The following is a 15,684-nucleotide window of genomic DNA, read 5'->3' as shown; positions in this document are numbered from 1 at the left end:
CAGTATACGAATAAAAAACTTAGCAGAAAGTAAAATATTTATCTTGTATGATAACTTTGTATACAAATAAGGGTATAAATTCCGTGGAGGTGAACTGTCTATGGAATTATATAGAGATGGTGATTTAGTATACAAAGTTATGCAACAGAGTGATTCTGCTGAAGTTATGGAATTAGTAGAAGATATATACTCAAGAATTGAAGATAAAAATACTTTTATTAGAGATACTAAAGAAGAGATGACAGCTGAAAATACTTTTTTGGTTGGAGTTTATAAAAATGACAAAATAGTGGCTTATAGATATACGAGCTATTCAAATAAAGAAGAAAGTTTAGCGAAGTATGTACAAAATTTAGACATACCTGACGAACCTATAGTTATTATGGAATCGGTGATGGTTCATGAAGATGCTAGAGGTAGAGGGGTTCAAAACAAGAGTAGAGATTTACTTATAGAACATATAAAAGAAAAGGGATTTGGGATTATGATGTCGACAGTGTCACCAGACAACGAACCTTCTTTTAGAAATGTTTTACTTAGCGGGTTTCAATTAGTAGAACTTGCAGATGTACATGCGGATGAAGAAAAGCCGGAAGGATGGACGAGATTTATTTTCTATAGGAATTTAAATAATCCTCTTGAATTCACCGGTGAAGAGAAGTTGGTAAGACCAAAGGATTTCGAAACTATAAAAAATTTACTTAAAGAAAAATTCTTTGGTGTTAATTATAGAGATAGTTATATTGTTTTTAGAAAGTTAAAATTATAGGAGGAGTAAAACAAATGGACTATAACAACAGGCAACTTGAAGAACGCTCAGAAATGTTAAAGGTTTTAGCACACCCAATCAGATTATGTGTGGTAAAGTATTTAATGGAAAATGGAACCAAAAATGTATCTCAGCTACAGGCTATATTAGATATTCCGCAACCTACTGTTTCATCACATCTAGGTAAATTAAAAAGAGCTAGAATATTAAATAGTAGAAGAGAAGGAACAGAGATATATTATGGAGTTGAGAGCAAACTAATTAAAGACTTAATAGTTGCTATATTTGAAGAAGATTAAAAATTAGATATTTTTAATGTTATTGAAAATTGTGTTTGGTATAGTCCTTTTAAATTGTTTGAAAATAGAACTATTAAAAATGCAACACAAAAGTATCTAAATTAATATAATAATCGCTCATTCATTCCACTATACAGTGGAAAAGTGATAGTTAAGTATGTTAAATTTTTACCGATAAAACTTTAACTTTTTACAAAGAGCAATAAAATTAAAAAAAATATTACGGGCTAATTAGCCCGTTTAATTTTGAAGGGGGAAAAAATGGAGTATCTTGTGTTGATGAAACACGTACCTAAATTTACAAGAGTTCAATTAGATCCAATAACTCATAATTTATTAAGAGATGGCATGAGGATGATAATTAACCCAGCGGATTTAAATGCACTTACTATGGCAATCCAACTAAAGAGACAAACTGGTGGCAGCATTACAATTCTTACTATGGGACCTGAAAGGGCAGCAGATATGATTAAAGAAGCTATAGCTATGGGAGCTGATAAAGGTTATGTACTTTCTGGTGGAACTTTTAGAGGATCAGACACTTTAGCAACTTCTTATGCTCTTTCTTCTGCAATAAAACACATAGGAGAGTTTGATGTAATATTAGCGGGAGCTCAAACAATTGATGGTGATACTGGACAAGTAGGACCTGAAGTTGCAGAATTTTTGGGAATTAACCAAGCCACTTATCTAAAAGATGCTAAGTATAAAGACGGAAGTTTTGAAGTTCTAAGAGAGCTATCATCTAATGTTGAAAAACAAGTGGTTAAAGCTCCAGTTCTATTTACAGTAGTTAGAGAGTGTAACGAAGTAAAAAAAGTTAGCAAAGAAAAAATTGAAAGCATAAGTGACGATCTTATAAAATTCATATCTGATGAAGATGCTGGCATGGATTCAGAACAACTTGGAGTTTCAGGTTCACCTACTGTTGTAAAAGAAGTATTTGCACATCAAAATAGAGCAACAGGTTTATTACTTGAAGGAAATATTGAAGAGCAAGTAAATAAGTTAGTTGAAGTTTTAAAAGCAGATGGAATTATAGGTAGGTAATAGTATGGAACATAAAAATATATTAAGTGTTGTTGAAATAAAAGAGGGCGTAACAAAGACATCATACCAAATTTTAGCTAAGGCAAGAGAAATAGCAGATGAATTGGAACAAGAAGTTTATGCTTTGGTTATGGGATCAGATGTAAAACAATATTCTGACGATTTAATAGCTCATGGGGCCGATAAGGTAGTTGTGGTTGATAACCATGACTTAAAGCAATATAGAACTCTTAGCTATACTAAGGCATTTGATAAGGTATTAGATGAATTTAAACCTTTTGCAGTTATGTTGCCTGCAAGTCAAAATATGAGAGACTTGGGAGGGAGAATTGCCGCGAGAAGAAAAATAGGTCTTGTTGCAGAATGTGTTCAAATTTTATTAAATGATGAAAAGAATGACATAAAATGGATTAGACCAACATTTGATGGACAATTGTATTCAGATATAAGAACAAATACTCTACCTCAAATGGGTACAGTGGCAGAAGATGTGTTTAAAGCTCTTGAACCTACAGAGAGGACAGGTGAAGTGATAGAGTTTGAAGCTGATATCAACATGGACGATTTGCTTACTGAAATCTTGGGAAGTGTTAAGAGAGGAAATAGCAATTTATCTTTAGAAGATGCTAAGATAGTAGTGGCTGGAGGTCTTGGACTTAAAGAGCCTAAAAATTGGCATTTGATAAATGAATTGGCAGAAGTTTTAGGCGCCGCTACCACAGGTACAAAACCTATTTCAGACCAACTTTGGATTCCGGCAGACAGATACGTTGGGATGTCAGGAAGAAAAGTTCATCCAAGATTATACTTTGCAATTGGTATTTCAGGTTCAGTGCAACACGTACAAGGTATGAAAGACTCTGATATAATAGTTGCAATAAACAATGACCCGGATGCAGCTATATTTAACGTGGCACACTATGGAATAGTTGGAGACTTATTTGAAGTAGTGCCTATGCTCATAGAAAAATTAAAAAAATTAGTTTAAGAGGTTCACTTAGGTGAGCCTTTAATTTTTGTAAATTAAGAATTTATGTCATTTATAAATGATATGGTATAATAGATTAAATATTAAATAAATTTTGAGTTCTAATTTAGTATGATTACAACTCAATTTTTATTTTATTGACAAAGTTTAGAATACTTTTGATAAAATAAATCAAAAGGAGAATGAGATGAAGGTATTAATCGCTACAGATTTATATAAGCCACAGATAAATGGAGTGGTAACTTCAGTTTTAAATTTATCTGAAGAGCTTAGAAAATTGGGAGTGGAAGTTAGAATTCTAACCCTTTCCAATTCTTTCAAGTCACATTATGAAAATGGAGTATATTATATTTCGAGTTTTCCTGTAAAGGTATATCCAGATATAAGAGCTTCACTTTCAGTTATAGATCCAATTATTTTAAGTGCTATAGAATGGAGACCTGACATAATACATACGCAAAATGAATTTTCAACTTTTAATTTTGCGAGAATTATTGCTACGGCTGCAAAGTGTCCGATAGTTCACACCTATCATACAATGTATGAGCACTATGTAAAATATGTGACAAAACATCAAAAAGCTGGAGAAAAATTTTTACATAGTTTTTTGAAGAGGGTTTTCAAATCATGTCAGAGAGTAATAGCTCCAACGGCTAAAGCTAAAGAATCTTTGATTGATATGGGTATGAATGTTGAGATAGATGTAATACCAACGGGAATAGATTTATCCAAATTTTCAAATGAAGTTGACATACTAGAAAAAAATCAAATAAAAGAAAAATATAATATAGAAAAAGATGATTTTTTATTTATGTTTTTAGGAAGAGTTGCAAAAGAAAAAAACTTAGATGAAGTCATAGAAAATTTTGTTAAATTGCAAAGAGACTATGCAAATATAAGTTTTCTAATAGTTGGTGGCGGACCATATTTAGATGAGCTGAAGAAAAAAGTTTCTCATGAGAAAATAGTATTTACGGGAATGGTGAGTCCAGATGAAGTTGGCAAATATTATGGAGTAGGTGATGCATTTTTATGTGCGTCTCAAAGCGAGACACAAGGTCTTACTTTCGTTGAAGCTTTGGCAAATTCACTACCTCTTTTATGTAAGCCGGATGAGTGCTTAGATGGACTTTTGGAAGTTGGATTTAATGGATATTATTTCAACAACTATATTGAATTTAAAGAGTCGGCGGAAGTTCTATTTGACAAAGTTGTTAGAGATAAGTTGAGAAAAAATGCTTATATATCTTCTAAGAAGTATTCAAAAGAAAATTTTGCGATGGAAGTATTAGAGCTATATAAGATGGTTTTATTAAATTATAATTACATATCTTTACCTAAGAGACCTATAGTAAAGGTAAAAAAGATGGTTAAAAAATATAAAACTTCAAAAAATAATTAGGAGTAATATGAAAAAGTTTATAACGATTTGTATATGTATTTTATCAATGAGTTCCATTTGTTTAGCAAGTGGAAGAGAATTAAAAATTTCTGCATTGGGGAATACAATTGACAGTTCAAAAGGTGTATTTTTAGATACAGATAGTAGTAAGGTTATGGCTCCGGTGAGAGATTTAGTAAAAAATTTGGGAGCTAATGTTGAATATCTACCAGCAACTGAAGATAGAACTGCCGGATTTGTGGTAACTTATAATGATATATCAATTGGAATGTTTGAAAATAGTTCAAGAGCATATCTTATGAAAAATTCAAATACAAAATCTGTTGATATAGGAATTAAAGTAGTAAATATAAATTCTAAAAATTATGTTCCTGTTAGATTTATTGCAGAAAATTTAGGATATCAAGTTGAGTGGAAAAATTTGGATTCACATGACTTGGTGGAAATAACACAAGTTAATTAATGTTTTGTGAAGAGTGTGCTTAGCATGCTCTTTTTTATTATTAAAATTGGTAACGATATCATAAAAAATCTTGTTGCACTATATTCTATAGCATAGTAAAATCTCTACTAAGCATTTAAACGAGAATAAGTTTATTGCAGTAAATAATTATTTTTTAAGGAGGATAAACTATGAATAGGGTATTAAATTTTTCAGCTGGACCTTCTATGTTACCTGTAGAAGTTCTAGAAAAAGCAGCAAAAGAAATGTTAAATTGCAATGGTAGTGGAATGTCAGTTATGGAAATGAGTCATAGATCATCCTCCTATGAACAAATACAAGAGGAAGCTAAGAACACATTCAAAGAACTTATGGGATTGGACGATGAGTATGAAATTTTATTTTTACAAGGTGGAGGACATACTCAATTTGCAATGATTCCGTTAAATCTACTCGCAGAAAATGAAAAAGCAGACTATTTGGTAACTGGTTCATGGGCTAAAAAAGCTTATGAAGAGGCAAAGAGATATGCAGATGTGAAGGTGTTGGCTTCTTCAAGCGATAAGAATTTCAGTTATATTCAAGAGATAGTAGAAGATGAGATAAGAAAAGATGTAAAATTCCTTTATGTTTGTACTAACAACACAATATATGGAACGAGAATACGTCCTGAAACTATAGAGAAAATCAATGTGCCTATAGTTGCGGATATGTCATCTAACATCTTATCAGAAGAATATGACATGAAAAAATTTGATTTAATATTTGCAGGGGCTCAAAAAAATATTGGGCCGAGCGGAGTAACTCTTGTGGCTATGAAAAAGAATTTAGCTGGAAATGCGCAAGCTATAACTCCTACTATGTTAAATTATCAAACTCATTTAGAAAAAGATTCAATGTATAATACACCGCCATGCTACAACATATATATTTCAGGACTTGTAGCTCAATGGGTTAAGGAAAATGGCGGAGTAAAGGAAATGGAAAAGAGAAACAAAGAAAAAGCTAAGTTAATCTATGATTTTATAGACAATAGCAAACTTTTCCAAAATCCTATAGAGCCAAAGGACCGTTCTCTTATGAATGTTGTATTTGTTACAGGCAATAAAGACTTAGACGCACAATTTGTAAAAGAAGCGAAAGCAAAAGGTTTTGAAAATTTAAAAGGGCACCGTTCCATTGGTGGTATGCGAGCAAGTATCTACAATGCTATGCCAAAAGAAGGCGTAGAGAGATTGGTTGAATTCATGAAGGAATTCGAAATAGCAAACCGTTAATGGAGGTAAAATATGAAAAACTACACAATAAAAATAATAAATAATATTTCTAAGAAAGCTTTAAATTTGTTGGCAGATAATTTCTTGATAGAAGAAGAGAACGAACCGGTTGGAATTTTAGTTAGAAGTGCAGAGATGCATGATTATGATTTTTCACCTAAGACACTATATGTTGGAAGAGCAGGTGCTGGAGTAAACAATATTCCGATTGAAAAATGCTCTGAAAAGGGAATTGTTGTATGCAATGCTCCAGGTGGGAATGCAAATGCAGTAAAAGAGCTTACACTTATGGCGCTACTTTTAGCATCAAGAAAAGTGGTTGAAGGAATAGAATGGACTAAGACTTTAAAAGGTCAAGATGGAATCGATAAATTAGTTGAGACTGGCAAAAAAGAATTTGTAGGGCCTGAACTATATGGTAAAAAACTTGGCGTCATAGGTCTTGGAGCCACAGGGCAGTTGGTTGCTGAAACAGGAATTAATATGGGGATGCAAGTATATGGCCACGATCCATTTATTTCTTTAAAGAATGCACTACACCTAAATTCAAAAGTAAATTATGTGACAGAAGTTAGAGATATTTTTAAAAATTGTGACTATGTTACTATTCATATACCTAAGACAAAAGACACTGAAAATTTCATAAACAGAGAACTTATAAATATAGCAAAAGATGGCATTAGAATTATAAATATAGCGAGAGGCGGATTAGTGGATATAGAGGCACTAAGAGAAGCTTTGGAAAGTGGAAAAGTTGCTAAATATATAGTGGATTTTCCGGATAAAGAAAGCCTTGAACTACCAAACACTATAAATATTCCTCATTTAGGGGCATCAACTCCTGAAAGTGAAGAGAATTCAGCCGTAATGGTTGTGAATGAAATGATGGAATATTTATCATTTGGAAATATTAAAAATTCAGTAAACTTCCCAGATTGTGATATGGGAGTTTGTAATTCAGTCAATAGAATTACTGTAAACCACAGAAATATTCCAAATATGATTGGTCAAATAACAGCCATACTTGCCGAAGAGGGAATTAATATAGCAAATCTTTTAAACCGTCACAAAGGCGATTGGGCATACACTATGATTGACATTGATAGTGAAGTGAACGAAGGTTTGAAAGAAAAACTAAATGGCATAGATGGCGTAGTAAGAGTTCGTTTTATGAAGTAGGAGGGAATTATGGTACAAATTAAAAGATTTAGTGCTATTCGTCCTATAAATGAATTGGCAAGTAGAGTGGCGGCACTTCCATACGATGTTTACAACACAGAAGAAGCTAGAGTGGAAATAGAAAAAGAGCCTTATAGCTTTTTAAAAGTTGATAGCCCTATAGCAACATTACCTGTTGGGACTGATGAAAAATCTCAAGAGGTTTATAAAAGAGCTAAAGAAAATTTTGATGAGATGAAAGAAAATAGCTTAGTAAAAGATATTAAGTCAAATTTATATCTATATGAACTAACTTTTGAAGGAAGAAGCCAACTTGGGCTCGTGTGTTGCACAGCTATAGATGAATACTTAGACGGCACTATAAAAAAACACGAAAAGACAAGGCAAAGTAAAGAGGAAGACAGAATTAAACACATAGATGTCTTAGATGCCAACACAGGACCGATATTTTTAACTTATGAAGATAGCGAAGAGATAAATTCAATCTTAGAAGCTATACAAAATACTGAACCTGAGATAAATTTCAAATCAGCAGATAATGTAATTCACAGAGTCTGGACTATCGACGAAGAGGAGACTATTCAAAAGTTAGAGACAGAGTTTAAGAATATAGAGAATTTATATATTGCTGATGGACATCATAGAGTAGCTTCTGCGGCAAGAGTTGCAGAGATGAGAAGAAGAGAAACTCCTAACTATAACGGAGAAGAAGAATTTAACTTCTTTATGTCAATTCTATATCCTAAGAGTCAAGTTAAAATATATGACTACAACAGAGTAGTAAAAGACTTAAATGGTTTGTCAGCAGAAGAATTTATAGCTGAAATAGAAAAAGACTTTGATGTAGAATTTGTAGATGGCGAATTTGCTCCAAATCAAAAAAGTGAATTTGGAATGTATTTAGAAAATAATTGGTACAGACTAAATTTAAAAAATCAAAAAGCAAACACAAGTGTCATAGAAAACTTAGATGTATCTATTCTTCAAAACAATATTTTAGAAAAAATACTTGGCATTAAAGACCCAAGAACTGATGATAGAATTGATTTTATCGGCGGTGTAAGAGGTCTAAAAGAGTTGGAGAGAAGAGTGCATGAAGATATGAAAGTAGCATTTGCTCTTTATCCTACATCTTTGGAAGAATTGATGACAGTTGCAGATTTAGGAGAAGTAATGCCACCGAAGTCAACTTGGTTTGAACCAAAACCACGTTCTGGATTGTTCATACATGAATTAAAATAAATTAAGTAACGTAAGACGAGTTCTTACGTTATTTTTATACCTAAATTAAGTTTATATGATATATTTAACTTAACATTTATAGGAATTTGCAGGTGAGAAATGAAAATAGCTTTTTTAGACAGAGATGGTACTATAAACTTAGATTATCCTGATGAAGAATGGAAAAATATCAAAGAGCCTATTATTTTAGATAGGGCAATTGAAGGGATGAGAGCCTTAATTTATATGGGATATAAAATAATTATTATAACCAATCAATATTTAATAGGTGATGAGATAATAAGTTTAAAGCAATATGAAGATTTTACGAGCAAATTATTGAAGAAATTGAATGATAATGGAGTGGAGATATTGGACATATTTTTCTGCCCGCATTCTAAAAGTGAAAATTGTGATTGTTGCAAACCTAAGACGGGGATGTTAGAGCAAGCTTTGAGAAAATATCCAGATATAAATTTGGAAAAGTCGTTTTATTGTGGCGATTCTAAATCAGATTTAGAGTTCGCTAAAAGTTGTAATTTGAAGTTTTATGGAATAAATTTTGGAGAGGACAGTGTATCAAACTTATCTGAATTAAAGTTTAAACTTTGATGGGTAATTAAGTTTAGCATTGTTGTTTAACTTTAATTAATTAGGATATAATAAGATTAAGAGTAAAAGTAATAAGAAAGGAAATAGATATGAAATTTAATTTAGACAAAAAAGACGGAGCAAAAGTTATATTTTCTTTTTCTGATGTATCAAAAGATTTACCTTTAGTAAAATGGGCGAATGAACACGGATTTGAAAGTAAAGTAGGGGAAGTAGTTTATTTTCCAAATTTAGAATCAGATAGTTCTTTTTTAGTTGGACTTGGTGAGAAAAGCAAATTAGATGAAGAAAGTATCAAGTTGGCAACTTTTAACCTATATAAAAGCTTAAAGAAAAACAAAGAAAATGTAGTTTCTTTTGAAATGGAAGATTTTGGAATATGCCATAGAAAAACTATGATGGCGGTTTATGAAGGGCTTTGTCAAGCAAGCTACAACTTTACAAAAAAATCTTCAAAAGAAGAAGAGTTTGAATTAGAAGTTAACTACACACCTTTTATAAGACCTGAAGGAAAGTTGGAAGAAGGATTAAAATACATCGAAAACCAAATGAATGGAGTTTTCTTTGCACGTGAATTATGTAATGAAACTGCAAATGTAATGACACCTGACTTTTTAGCAACTTCAGTTAAGACTAATCTATCTCCATTGGGAGTGAAAGTAACTGTATTTGGAAAAGAAGAGATAGAAGATATGGGCATGGATGCATTCATGTCAGTTGCAATGGGTTCAGATAATGACCCAAGGTTTATAATTATGGAATACACTGGAGACCCAAGATCTAAGTTTAGAACAGGACTTGTAGGAAAGGGTATCACTTACGATAGTGGTGGATATTCTATAAAACCGGCTCCAAGTATGGTAAGTATGCACTCAGACATGGGTGGGGCTGCTACTGTTATAGGGACTATGATGGCAATAGCAAGATCAAAGGCTAAAGTTAATGTGGTTGGGGTAGTTGCAGCTTGTGAAAACTTAATATCAGGCCATGCATATAAGACTGGTGATGTAATTTCTTCTATGGCAGGAAAGACAATTGAAGTTGAAAATACAGATGCTGAAGGTAGACTTACACTTGCAGATGCAGTTTACTTCGCAACAAGTGAACTAAAAGTGGATAGAGTTATAGATTTAGCAACACTTACTGGAGCTGTATTGGTAGCTTTAGGAGAAGAATATACAGGAGTTCTTACAAATAACAAAGAATTCTTAGAAGAAGTAAAAGTAAGTGCGAAAAATGCTGGAGAAAAAATTTGGGAACTACCTAATGACCCAGCTTATAAAAAATTATTTGAATCAAAAGTTGCTGATTTAAAGAATACAGGAGGACGCTACGGTGGTTCTATAACAGCGGGACAATTTGTAGAGTGTTTTGTAGATGGAGATACTCCATGGATTCACATGGATATAGCTGGAACAGCATACCTTTCAAAGGCGAACGGGTATCTTCCAGAGAGAGCAACAGGAGTGCATGTAAAGACTCTTTACCAATTATTAAATCCTATGAAGGAGTGCTAAATAAAAATTTACTAAGGAGCAGAAATTATCTGCTCTTTTTTTATTTTAGTTTGTATTTTGTCTTGTGAAATACGCTTAAATAAATTAAATTTAATATATAGAGTTAACTAATATAAACAATAGAGGAGATTTATGAAAAAAAGCTACAATCAGCAAAAGCACATGAGATTGCTAACTATAGATTTATAACATGGATATATTGGATGACTATACTTACAGGTGCGATTAATGTATACGCAATAAAAGAGTTGGGAACTCCAATAACACATCACACTGGAAACTCTAGTGAAATAGCTATAAGTTTATACGAAAATGTTGATATCCCATATAGACTATTTGTTTTACTAGGTAGTTTTTTTGTGGGTTCAGCTCTATCAGGTATTTTATATTATGACAAGATAAGAACCCCCAAAAAGAGATATGGGTTTTCTCTTATAGTTGGTGGATTCGCTTTAATGGTAACTGAATTTTTAGATCTTGATTCATGTAGATTATTTTTACTTTCGCTATTGATAGGTATGCAAAACGGTATGTTTATAAAATACAAAGGCACACTTATTAGAACAAGTCATGTAACCGGATATTTAACTGATGCAGGATTTGCTTTAGGTTCGTACATAAGAGGCGAAAGAACAGAGTTTTGGAAAGTTAAATTTTATATATTATCTATTTTATTTTTTATAATTGGTGGGATTGTTGGATATGTTGTTTTAGAGGTATTTGACTATCCGCTGAGTGTAATAGGAATTTTGTACTTACTATGTGGTCTATATTACTTCTATCTGAGAAAATATAACCAAATTCATTTAATAAACACTAAATGAAATCTATAATAACTGATTTGATAAGCTAACACTTTAAAAGTGTTGGCTTTATTTTTTAGGATATAACAGATTTAAAGTAGTAAATAGAGAAACAAGTTTTAAATTGGAAATTAGGTTGATAAAGGAATATTTATGAAAAAGATTTTAATTTATACAATGGAAGGCAAAAGATGTGTTTTTACATGCTCTTATGAATGCCAAACAGTTAAAAGAAAATGGAAATGAAGTAAAGATTGTATTGGAAGGGCAATCAGTAGCTTTGCCAAAAGAACTTGAAGCAGAAAAAAATCCACTATACTTAGCTTTAAAAGAAAATGGCACTATAGTTGGAGCATGTTATGCTTGTTCGGAACCTTTAGAAGTGCTAGAAGATAATAAAAATGACGGACTAGAATTGATACAAGATATGAACGGGCATGCTGGAGTTTCGAAATATATTGAAGATGGGTACGAAGTTTTAGTATTTTAAATAATAAGGGGGCAGTAAATTATACTGCTCCTTTTAAAGTTCAATTTTCTCTGGAAAAGCTTCTTCTCGCATAATTCCCCACATCTTATCAATATAGGAGAGAGTGTAAAAATTTTCATAGTGATGAAAATAAAATGCACCTTTAGGAGTTAAAGTATAGTTTCCACTATCTTCTTTTATAAAACCCAATATTTTAGATAGCTTAAGTTCAAATCCAAAATATTTTTTTAAAGAACAGCTGAAAAATTTTTCAAAGTCTTTTTCTGAAAATTTTGTAGAGTAAGCTGTCCAAAATAAATAGTAGAGCATTCTCTGTCTTAATGTGAATCTAGTTGTGAGAGAAGTTGGCAATAGATTATTTTCTATTCTATTTATATATTCATTAATAGAGAAAGTATTAATTTTAAATTGTTCTTTTAGTAGTGTTGTTGCAGAACATCCAAAGCCAATATAATTTTCTCTAGTCATAGAAGAATAGCTGGAGTTATCTTTTGAAAAAGTCCAGATAGAGTTTTTAGAATATCCTTTCTCTGTAAGGTAGCTATCTATTGAATAATACAAATTTCTTTTTTCTCTTTTACTCATAGACTTAACAGAGCTCTTGGTGAAGTCAAAGTCAATAAATGGATAGAGAGCTACATGGTTTGCTCCTATCTCAAATGCCAAATCTATATCATTTTTTAAGTCCGAATAATTTTGACCAGGAAGAGCAAATATAAAATCCATTGAAACAGTTTCAAAATTTACTTTTGATAGAACAGTTGAAATAGAACTTATATCAACAATTTGTCTGTCTAGGATATTTTGAAATTTATTTTGGAAAGATTGTATTCCTATGCTTATTTTGGTAATCCCAATGCTTTTTAATCCCTGCAAACAGTCCACATTCACATCACTTGGATGTAGTTCAATTCCTATACCATCTCTTATAGAAAAATATTTAGAAATAGCATTTATAATATCAGATAATCTGTCAAGCGCAAGAGCAGGGCTTCCACCTCCAAAGTAAAGTGTAGTTACATCTTTTTTAGTAGGATACTGTTTGCCAACTAATTCAATTTCTCTTATTAAATAATCAATATATTTATCACACTTTTCTTTGTTATATACTGTCTTACAATAAGGACAAAAATTACATAATTTTTTACAAAAAGGAATGTGAATGTATAGTCCTAAGCTATCTAAGTCCAAATAAGGTAAAAATGAATCGTATTCATTTGTAAATTTAAATGGTTTTGTGGAGCGAGTTAGCCATATTTTCCCAAGAGTTGTAAGCATATTATCTCCTTAAATAAATTTTAAATAAGTTTTTAACATTTCAAATATAATTTTTATATTTCCACTAAACAATAAAGTGTATTCAGCTACGAAAAAATAACCGCAATTGTCGCAAAGACCTAGAACGTCAATACATCTTCCACATGTAGAAATTTTTCCGTTTTCAATAACTAAACATTGATGACAAGGAGTTGGAAAGCTATTTTCTACTAAGTAAGGAAGAGCTGCCTTTAAATTAAATATAGGCTTTCCGCTATCAATCTCGTCTGAAATAACTTGTGCAATTTTAGATTTTTCATCTTTTAATAATTTTAAATACTCTGTATCTGGATAAGGTGTATGGAAATTAAAAGATACAGCGCGAATATTTTCATTCTCATTAGCTACATTGCAAACGTGGCTGACTGTATCTTTGTTTATCTTATTGATGGCCATATATAGGCAAATATTATTAAAAGGGGATTGTTTTATATTTTCCAAAATTAAATCGTAAGTATCGCCTCTAATAATATTGTGAATTTCTCTATCTCCATCTAAACTCAAGAGAATTAAATCAGCTTCAGGTAAATTAATGGGGTAAGTTCCATTGGTTACAACATTTACTATTAGAAATCCCATTTCCTTAGCTTCTATTACTAAATCTCTTAAGTTTTTACCAGAGTCTTTCCAAAGAAAAGTTTCACCACCACAAAAAAATAAAATCCTCACTCCCATATTGTAGAGTGTTTGCATTTCATTTTTTATTTGTGAATAGGGATGAATTACAGATGTGATATTATTTACTGAACAGTGTTTACAGCTCAAATTACATTTATCCGTAATTATCACAGTACCAAGAATAGGTTTTCTTTTCTTAAAAATTATTGTTTTTAATCCAAAGTTTGCAAAATATAAAAAAGACGAAAGCTTCAAAATTACCTCCAAATAAATTGAGTAAATTCTCGTAATTTATCAAGATTATACCATAAAAAATAATATAAATAATTTAGATGGATAACTAATTAATAAATGGCAACACTAATTAAGTCAACAATAAAGCTTAAAAATATAAATGTAAGATTATTAATATATAACCTGAATAAATACGTAAAAATCAATATTTATCGCTACATTAATAAAGATGAAAGTGTTATGATATAAGTAAATATAAATAATAATTAGGAGGATTGTATGAAGAAAATAGTTTTATGTATGGTAACGTTTTTATATGTTTTAAGTATACCTTTTATAACGTTAGCAGAGGTACAAGTGGAGCGTTAGTTGGACAAGGTCATTCTTGGAATAAAGTTAAGATTGAAGATAATTACTATAATATCGATTTGACATGGAATGATCCTGTGACTTTTGATCACACCACATCATCAGGTTCTGAAGTGGCGAAATCTAATAATGAAAGATATGATTTCTTTTTGAAAAGTGATGAATTCTTTAGAAAGAATCTTCAAATTGAAAGTTGTCTAGATAAAATAGCAACTAGTAATTATAAGAATGTGCCAACAGGAAAAGTTAAATAAAATTTTTAAGAAGACTGTAAAAGGTATTCTTTTTATGTTTTAAATTGTCATTATTATTTTTTGTAGATATAATAATTTTAATTTAACAGAAGCAAATTATTAAAAGAGGTGAAATATGAAAAGAAAAGATTTAATTTTAATTTCAATTTTATTTTTATTTCCTTATGCATTTGTGGGACTGTATATTGATGCACACTACGGTTCTTTAATTGGTTATATGTTAGGTTTAGTTGTAATATGCCTTACAGTTCATTTTATAAGGAGATACAGTATTTTATTTCCGATAATCTTAAGTAGTATAGGCTCTACAATTATATCTATAGAAAGAGTTGGAAAATTTTTAGGACCTGAGTGGAACTATTTTTTCAAACCATTTAGTGCGATGCAACTGGTGTTGATAATTGGGTCTATTGTAATAATAACGCAAGTCACTACATATTTTTTTACTGGTGGAAAATTTGATATATCTAACTATTGGAAAGATACACTTGAACAAAACAAAGATGCTATGAAAAAATATTTTGATTCAGAGGCGAAAATATATTGGTATAACACCAACGAAGAATTTACTGTGGATGAATATATAAGAGCGAATTGTGAGTATCCGGGAGACTGGGAAGGTAAAATAGAGAAAGTTGAAAAGAAACATAATTTGATAATTACAGCTGTAAAAGTAGTTTTAAAAAATTCTGATGAGTCTTACCATGTAGTATCTTTTATAACATTAAAAAATAATAAAATTATTTGTCTGGAAGAGTATTGGGGAGATGATTCTAATATTCCAGAATGGAGAAAAGAGATGAAGATAGGTAGAAAAATTATGCAATAGATACTGGAGGAAGA

The 15,684-nt window shown here is 31.1% G+C and carries 17 protein-coding genes; 15 read left to right on the top strand and 2 right to left on the bottom strand.

All coding sequences use genetic code 11. The annotated features are described in order from the left end of the window. Positions 1–100: 100 nt before the first annotated feature. The 13 genes from B8869_RS04290 to B8869_RS04230 all read left to right on the top strand — a co-directional run bounded on the left by B8869_RS04290 (position 101) and on the right by B8869_RS04230 (position 12,049). A complete protein-coding gene (locus B8869_RS04290; protein ID WP_084230480.1) occupies positions 101–769 on the top strand; it encodes a GNAT family N-acetyltransferase in 669 nt (222 codons plus the stop codon). Positions 770–783: 14 nt separating this feature from the next. Continuing rightward, the gene (locus B8869_RS04285; protein WP_084230479.1) at positions 784–1,068 is read left to right on the top strand and encodes an ArsR/SmtB family transcription factor; all 285 of its coding nucleotides are present in this window, start codon (positions 784–786) and stop codon (positions 1,066–1,068) included. Between the two features lie 261 nt (positions 1,069–1,329). Next, on the top strand, positions 1,330–2,118 hold the full coding sequence (locus B8869_RS04280; RefSeq protein ID WP_084230478.1) for an electron transfer flavoprotein subunit beta/FixA family protein: 789 nt from the start codon (positions 1,330–1,332) through the stop codon (positions 2,116–2,118). Between the two features lie 4 nt (positions 2,119–2,122). After that, positions 2,123–3,106 (top strand): electron transfer flavoprotein subunit alpha/FixB family protein, encoded by a 984-nt coding sequence (locus B8869_RS04275; RefSeq protein ID WP_084230477.1) that lies wholly within the window; start codon positions 2,123–2,125, stop codon positions 3,104–3,106. A 187-nt stretch (positions 3,107–3,293) separates the two neighbouring features. Beyond that, positions 3,294–4,508, top strand: coding sequence for a glycosyltransferase (locus B8869_RS04270; RefSeq protein WP_084230476.1), 1,215 nt, complete (start codon positions 3,294–3,296; stop codon positions 4,506–4,508). Positions 4,509–4,515: 7 nt separating this feature from the next. Further along, positions 4,516–4,971 carry a copper amine oxidase N-terminal domain-containing protein gene (locus B8869_RS04265; protein ID WP_084230475.1) on the top strand — a complete coding sequence of 152 codons (456 nt, stop codon included), beginning with the start codon at positions 4,516–4,518 and terminating at the stop codon, positions 4,969–4,971. 170 nt (positions 4,972–5,141) lie between these two features. Continuing rightward, positions 5,142–6,227, top strand: a complete 1,086-nt coding sequence (gene serC, locus B8869_RS04260; RefSeq protein ID WP_084230474.1) for a 3-phosphoserine/phosphohydroxythreonine transaminase — start codon at positions 5,142–5,144, stop codon at positions 6,225–6,227. A 12-nt stretch (positions 6,228–6,239) separates the two neighbouring features. Then, positions 6,240–7,406 (top strand): phosphoglycerate dehydrogenase, encoded by a 1,167-nt coding sequence (locus B8869_RS04255; protein ID WP_084230473.1) that lies wholly within the window; start codon positions 6,240–6,242, stop codon positions 7,404–7,406. Positions 7,407–7,415: 9 nt separating this feature from the next. Next, positions 7,416–8,648 (top strand): DUF1015 domain-containing protein, encoded by a 1,233-nt coding sequence (locus B8869_RS04250; protein WP_084230472.1) that lies wholly within the window; start codon positions 7,416–7,418, stop codon positions 8,646–8,648. 99 nt (positions 8,649–8,747) lie between these two features. Next, positions 8,748–9,239 carry a D-glycero-alpha-D-manno-heptose-1,7-bisphosphate 7-phosphatase gene (locus B8869_RS04245; RefSeq protein ID WP_084230471.1) on the top strand — a complete coding sequence of 164 codons (492 nt, stop codon included), beginning with the start codon at positions 8,748–8,750 and terminating at the stop codon, positions 9,237–9,239. A gap of 89 nt (positions 9,240–9,328) precedes the next feature. Then, positions 9,329–10,756 (top strand): leucyl aminopeptidase, encoded by a 1,428-nt coding sequence (locus B8869_RS04240; protein WP_084230470.1) that lies wholly within the window; start codon positions 9,329–9,331, stop codon positions 10,754–10,756. 203 nt (positions 10,757–10,959) lie between these two features. Beyond that, positions 10,960–11,580: a YoaK family protein gene (locus B8869_RS04235; RefSeq protein WP_084230469.1), complete on the top strand. Its 621-nt coding sequence runs from the start codon at positions 10,960–10,962 to the stop codon at positions 11,578–11,580. Positions 11,581–11,752: 172 nt separating this feature from the next. Then, positions 11,753–12,049: a hypothetical protein gene (locus tag B8869_RS04230; protein WP_234989741.1), complete on the top strand. Its 297-nt coding sequence runs from the start codon at positions 11,753–11,755 to the stop codon at positions 12,047–12,049. A 33-nt stretch (positions 12,050–12,082) separates the two neighbouring features. On the opposite strand, the gene B8869_RS04225 is transcribed toward B8869_RS04230, so the two are convergent. Then, positions 12,083–13,327, bottom strand: coding sequence for a coproporphyrinogen-III oxidase family protein (locus tag B8869_RS04225; RefSeq protein WP_084230468.1), 1,245 nt, complete (start codon positions 13,325–13,327; stop codon positions 12,083–12,085). Positions 13,328–13,336: 9 nt separating this feature from the next. Continuing rightward, positions 13,337–14,239, bottom strand: a complete 903-nt coding sequence (locus tag B8869_RS04220) for a radical SAM protein (protein WP_084230467.1) — start codon at positions 14,237–14,239, stop codon at positions 13,337–13,339. Positions 14,240–14,514: 275 nt separating this feature from the next. On the opposite strand from B8869_RS04220, the gene B8869_RS04215 reads away from it, so the two are divergent. Together B8869_RS04215 and B8869_RS12010 are read left to right on the top strand one after the other, a co-directional pair. Next, positions 14,515–14,841 carry a hypothetical protein gene (locus B8869_RS04215; RefSeq protein WP_144017936.1) on the top strand — a complete coding sequence of 109 codons (327 nt, stop codon included), beginning with the start codon at positions 14,515–14,517 and terminating at the stop codon, positions 14,839–14,841. Positions 14,842–14,956: 115 nt separating this feature from the next. After that, a complete protein-coding gene (locus B8869_RS12010; protein WP_234989740.1) occupies positions 14,957–15,670 on the top strand; it encodes a hypothetical protein in 714 nt (237 codons plus the stop codon). Positions 15,671–15,684: the final 14 nt, after the last annotated feature.

It is taken from the genome of Peptoniphilus asaccharolyticus DSM 20463, assembly GCF_900176115.1.
In the GTDB taxonomy this organism is placed as follows: Bacteria; Bacillota; Clostridia; order Tissierellales; family Peptoniphilaceae; genus Peptoniphilus; species Peptoniphilus asaccharolyticus.
The sequence above is the reverse complement of the archived record's forward strand: the minus strand, read 5'-3'. Positions and strand labels throughout refer to the sequence as shown.

Excerpts from the sequence above, each read along its gene's own strand:
- B8869_RS04225 (WP_084230468.1), bottom strand. The coding sequence starts at position 13,327 with ATGCTTACAACTCTTGGGAAAATATGGCTAACTCGCTCCACAAAACCA.
- B8869_RS04215 (WP_144017936.1), top strand. The coding sequence starts at position 14,515 with ATGTATGGTAACGTTTTTATATGTTTTAAGTATACCTTTTATAACGTT.
- serC (WP_084230474.1), top strand. The coding sequence starts at position 5,142 with ATGAATAGGGTATTAAATTTTTCAGCTGGACCTTCTATGTTACCTGTA.
- B8869_RS12010 (WP_234989740.1), top strand. The coding sequence starts at position 14,957 with ATGAAAAGAAAAGATTTAATTTTAATTTCAATTTTATTTTTATTTCCT.
- B8869_RS04275 (WP_084230477.1), top strand. The coding sequence starts at position 2,123 with ATGGAACATAAAAATATATTAAGTGTTGTTGAAATAAAAGAGGGCGTA.
- B8869_RS04240 (WP_084230470.1), top strand. The coding sequence starts at position 9,329 with ATGAAATTTAATTTAGACAAAAAAGACGGAGCAAAAGTTATATTTTCT.
- B8869_RS04250 (WP_084230472.1), top strand. The coding sequence starts at position 7,416 with ATGGTACAAATTAAAAGATTTAGTGCTATTCGTCCTATAAATGAATTG.
- B8869_RS04265 (WP_084230475.1), top strand. The coding sequence starts at position 4,516 with ATGAAAAAGTTTATAACGATTTGTATATGTATTTTATCAATGAGTTCC.
- B8869_RS04270 (WP_084230476.1), top strand. The coding sequence starts at position 3,294 with ATGAAGGTATTAATCGCTACAGATTTATATAAGCCACAGATAAATGGA.
- B8869_RS04235 (WP_084230469.1), top strand. The coding sequence starts at position 10,960 with ATGACTATACTTACAGGTGCGATTAATGTATACGCAATAAAAGAGTTG.
- B8869_RS04245 (WP_084230471.1), top strand. The coding sequence starts at position 8,748 with ATGAAAATAGCTTTTTTAGACAGAGATGGTACTATAAACTTAGATTAT.
- B8869_RS04280 (WP_084230478.1), top strand. The coding sequence starts at position 1,330 with ATGGAGTATCTTGTGTTGATGAAACACGTACCTAAATTTACAAGAGTT.
- B8869_RS04255 (WP_084230473.1), top strand. The coding sequence starts at position 6,240 with ATGAAAAACTACACAATAAAAATAATAAATAATATTTCTAAGAAAGCT.
- B8869_RS04285 (WP_084230479.1), top strand. The coding sequence starts at position 784 with ATGGACTATAACAACAGGCAACTTGAAGAACGCTCAGAAATGTTAAAG.
- B8869_RS04290 (WP_084230480.1), top strand. The coding sequence starts at position 101 with ATGGAATTATATAGAGATGGTGATTTAGTATACAAAGTTATGCAACAG.